Raw genomic sequence first — 3,865 nt, 5'->3', positions numbered from 1 at the left:
ACTCGCTGGTGGACTACAACCGTTCGGGCGTGCCGCTCATCGAGATCGTGACCAAGCCCATTGTGGGTGTTGGTTCGCGCGCTCCCGAGCTGGCTCGCGTGTACGTGGCGGCCATCCGCGAGATCGTGAAGAACTTGGGCATCTCCGACGCCCGCATGGAGCGCGGCAACGTGCGCTGTGACGCCAACGTGTCCCTGATGCCCAAGGGCACCACGGTGTTCGGTACGCGCTCGGAGACCAAAAACGTGAACTCCCTGCGCGCCGTCGAACGCGCGGTGCGTTTCGAGATCCAGCGCCACGCCGCCGTGCTGTCGGCGGGCGAGAAGATTGTTCAGGAAACCCGTCACTGGCACGAGGACACCCGGTCCACCACCTCTGGTCGTCCCAAGTCCGACGCCGATGATTACCGTTACTTCCCCGAACCGGACCTGGTCCCCGTGGTCACCACGGAAGCCTGGATCGAGGAATTGCGGGCCCAGCTGCCCGAGCCGCCGGCCCAGCGCCGCAAGCGTCTCAAGGCCGAGTGGGGTTACTCGGACGAAGAGTTCCGGGACGTCGTCAACGCCGGCGTCATGGACGAGATCGAGCAGACCATCGCGGCTGGTGCTTCCCCAGCCGTGGCCCGCAAGTGGTGGATGGGCGAGATCGCCCGTCTGGCTAAGCAAGCCGAGGTCGAGATCGTGGATCTGCCGGTGACCCCGGCCCACGTGGTCGAGGTCAACGCCCTGATCGATGAGGGCAAGATCAACGACAAGCTGGCCAAGAAGGTCATCGGTTTCGTGATCGAGGGCGAGGGCTCCCCATCCGAGATCGTCGACGCTCGCGGCCTTGCGGTCGTCTCCGACGACGGCGCCCTGACGGCCGCCGTGGACGACGCCATGGCCCAGATGCCGGACGTGGTCGAGAAGATCAAGGGCGGCAAGGTTCAGGCCGTAGGTGCGCTTATCGGCCCGGTCATGAAGGCAACCCGTGGTCAGGCAGACGCCGGCCGCGTGCGCCAGATCATCCTTGAGAAGCTGGGCGTGCAGGGCTAGCTTCCTCTGCCGCCGGTGTGGCTACGCCGGGCGAACCTCAAGTGAGGGTCGTGCAGATTCCGAGTCAGGAATCAGCACGACCCTCACTTCACGTCGGAGACCCTAATTATCCGTGGGGACGTCCTCGCTGACGAGCCATTCGCGCAGGCCGTTTTCGACCGCCGAGGGTGTGTTGACGATCTGTGCAATGCGCTCCCGGTTCTGCGTGTCCGCGGCGTCCGAGCGGCAGGTTCCGTTCGGCGAGTCCGACGCTGCCGAGCACCACGCGTACTGGCCGCCCTGGGTGTTCGAGCTGGGAGCCCAGGACAGATCGCTGACGTCCCAGTTGCCGTCCTCGGTTTTCGCGAACTGGAATCGTGCGATCAGGCCGTCATTGTTGTTCGGCATCATGGACGCGGTTTCCGTCACTGTATTGCCCACGCCGTAGACAATCCACGTTCCGTCATAGTTTTCAATGGGCTGCACGCTGTGGGATCCGTGTCCGTAGACGGCGTCGAAAGCACCGGAGTCTGCCAGGGCATGGGCGGTTCGTTGCTGAAAGTCGTCGGCCGTGTCCGTGTATTCGATGATCGAATGCATGGCTGCCACCACCACATCCGCGCCTTGCTCGCGGGCCTTTTCCGCCTGACTGGCGGCGTGGTCGATGTCAGCCTGGGCAACCTCCGGGTCCACGGTGGGGTCTTCGCCGTCCCGGAAGCGGTCAACCTGCCAATCATGGTCCGGCACTTTTTTGTTGAGACTGTTGGTGCCCGTCACGATCGCCACGGTGCCGGTTTCCGTATGGAGGAGCAGCGGTTCTTCTGACGCCCGCTGAGAATCGTAAGAGCCGGTGTGCTGCAAACCGGCCTCGTCCAAGGACGTCAACGTCCGATTGAGCCCCTCGGTCCCGTGGTCGACGGTGTGGTTGCTAGCTGTGGTGCACGCGTCATAACCAACCGACTTCACAGCGGTGAAAATTTCCGGGGGAACCTGGAAATCGGGGTAGTCCGCGTAAGGCCCGCCCTTTTCCGCTACGGGAGTCTCGGCATGACAGACGCCGATATCCGAGTTCTCCAGGTACGGGCGCTGCCCGGCCAGCAACGGCTCGAAATCAAAATGCTCACCGTCTCGGGCGGCAGGGTCCGTGCCGAAATTCTCCCACAACCCGTGGTGCAACAAGAGGTCGCCGGTCACAGTCATGGTGATGCAACTATCCTCCGGACACTCGGGGCCGGCTGCGGCGGCTGGCAATGTGAGGGAGGACTCGGCGGAAGTGGGCTCCGTGGACCCGGCCGCCGGGTCGTTCGTCTCCTGGGTTGTATCCGAACACCCCACCAGAGCGCCCGCGGTCAACGAAACCGCGGCTGCGAGAGTCAACATCCGTGTTGGCCGGGTATCCAGGAAGCTCATGGAACAGATGGTTTCACATCCAGAAGATGATCTGCATCACATTGAGAATGCGCCTGGACTCAATCGAGTGGATTTAAGTCATTAAAACCTGACGTATTTCATGAGATGCTCTTCACACGAAGAGTGCCAAAGGTTAGGCTATCCTAAATTTCGATAGCCACATAGAGAGCGAGGAAGCCATGGTCGAGCGAACGATTGGTGGCCAGTCTCAAGGTTCCAGCACCCACGATCGAGCAGTGGCACTGGCACATCGAATGCTTGCGGGAGCGGGGCGCGCGGCGCTGGTTGCCTACGGGCTCGAAGGGCAGCCCACGCTCGATGCCCTGGCGCACGGTATGACCGGCAGTGGCGACCTCATGGTGGCGACCACGGTGTTCTCCGGCTCCGATGACGCGGTTCTGCTCAACCCGGGCACGAGTATGGATGTTCGGATGGACATCACCAAGCTCTCCCCGGAACCTCGCGTGGAGATTCTCACGGCCAGCGCGCACATGCTCGGCCAGCTTGAATGGCTGGATACTGAGCGCGCCTCCGATGTGCTCGAGTACGAAGACGTGCCCGAAATGGTCAAGGCCGTAGCCAAGTCTCCCTTCGGAATGCTCGGCATCGTCCGGGTCTCGCGGGTTCTGCTGCACGACGGCGTGGGTGCCACGGCCATTTCGTTCGCGCACCTGGTCGAGCGGAATGACGACGTCGCTCTGGCCGGCTTGGGTGACATCGAGACCGTTGGTCTGGATGTTGCGTCCAGCCTGGATTCCGTTGATCTTGCCTCGCTGTGCGATGCCGTCAGCAACGGCTGGGTCGAAGCGCGTGTCCTGAGCGAGAAGCCCTCTGTCGGAGGTTGCTCCCACACCAAGAACCGAGAGTTCGTGGTGGATGTCGATGTCACAGGATTGACGGTCATGCGCAACGGCGCCGAGCGCACTCGTGTGTTCTTCGTGCCCTTCGACCGCGAGTCCGTGGTGGAGTGTGGTGGACTGTTTGCTCGCGTGGAATCCTTGCTCGGGACACGGGTGGGTGCACCCGAATAATTGATCGGGAGGCGTCCGCGGTTGCACAGTCTCGGGTTGCGCGCCTGGCGGGTCGCAGGATTAAAAAAACCGTGCCCGCGCGTTCGTGAAGAACGCGCGGGCACGGTTGTGTTCGGAAGTCAGTGATTACTCGGCTTCGTAGGACGCGCAGTTAGCGGTGTCGCCGGTCATCTCGATGGAGGACGCGGTGCACAGCAGGTCGGTGTTGTGCTTGCACTCGAGGCGCTGGCACGCGCCAACCTGGCCGTTAGCGGTGGGCAGGCCTCCGCGAGCGTCCAGGGAAATGAAAGTGGTGCAGGATGCGGTGGAGCCGCTGCCGCCCACGGTGATGGCGGGCGCGGAGCAGCCGTTGTCGTTATATGCGCACGCGGTGGCGGCGCAAGCGGAGACGGCGGTCAAAGTAGCCATGAT

General features: G+C 62.9%; 4 protein-coding genes. 2 read left to right on the top strand and 2 right to left on the bottom strand.

Going from position 1 to position 3,865, the window contains the following annotated elements; genetic code table 11:
* Nucleotides 1-1,034 (top strand): Asp-tRNA(Asn)/Glu-tRNA(Gln) amidotransferase subunit GatB (gatB, locus tag Q4E95_RS11695; protein ID WP_303383472.1); only part of this gene is annotated, 1,034 nt, incomplete at its 5' end.
* 102 nt (nucleotides 1,035-1,136) lie between these two features.
* Here the strand turns inward: gatB and Q4E95_RS11690 are convergent.
* Nucleotides 1,137-2,213, bottom strand: coding sequence for a CapA family protein (locus Q4E95_RS11690; protein ID WP_303383471.1), 1,077 nt, complete (start codon nucleotides 2,211-2,213; stop codon nucleotides 1,137-1,139).
* A 389-nt stretch (nucleotides 2,214-2,602) separates the two neighbouring features.
* On the opposite strand from Q4E95_RS11690, the gene Q4E95_RS11685 reads away from it, so the two are divergent.
* Complete coding sequence (locus Q4E95_RS11685) at nucleotides 2,603-3,454, top strand: hypothetical protein (RefSeq protein ID WP_303383470.1); 852 nt, start codon at nucleotides 2,603-2,605, stop codon at nucleotides 3,452-3,454.
* 126 nt (nucleotides 3,455-3,580) lie between these two features.
* Here Q4E95_RS11685 and Q4E95_RS11680 read toward each other — a convergent pair.
* The coding region (locus Q4E95_RS11680) for a DUF1540 domain-containing protein (RefSeq protein ID WP_368660330.1) at nucleotides 3,581-3,865 on the bottom strand (285 nt) is incomplete at its 5' end.

This window comes from Kocuria sp. (assembly GCF_030536815.1).
In the GTDB taxonomy this organism is placed as follows: Bacteria; Actinomycetota; Actinomycetes; order Actinomycetales; family Micrococcaceae; genus Kocuria; species Kocuria gwangalliensis.
Note: the sequence above shows the minus strand (reverse complement) of the source record. Positions and strands in the feature narration are given on the sequence as shown.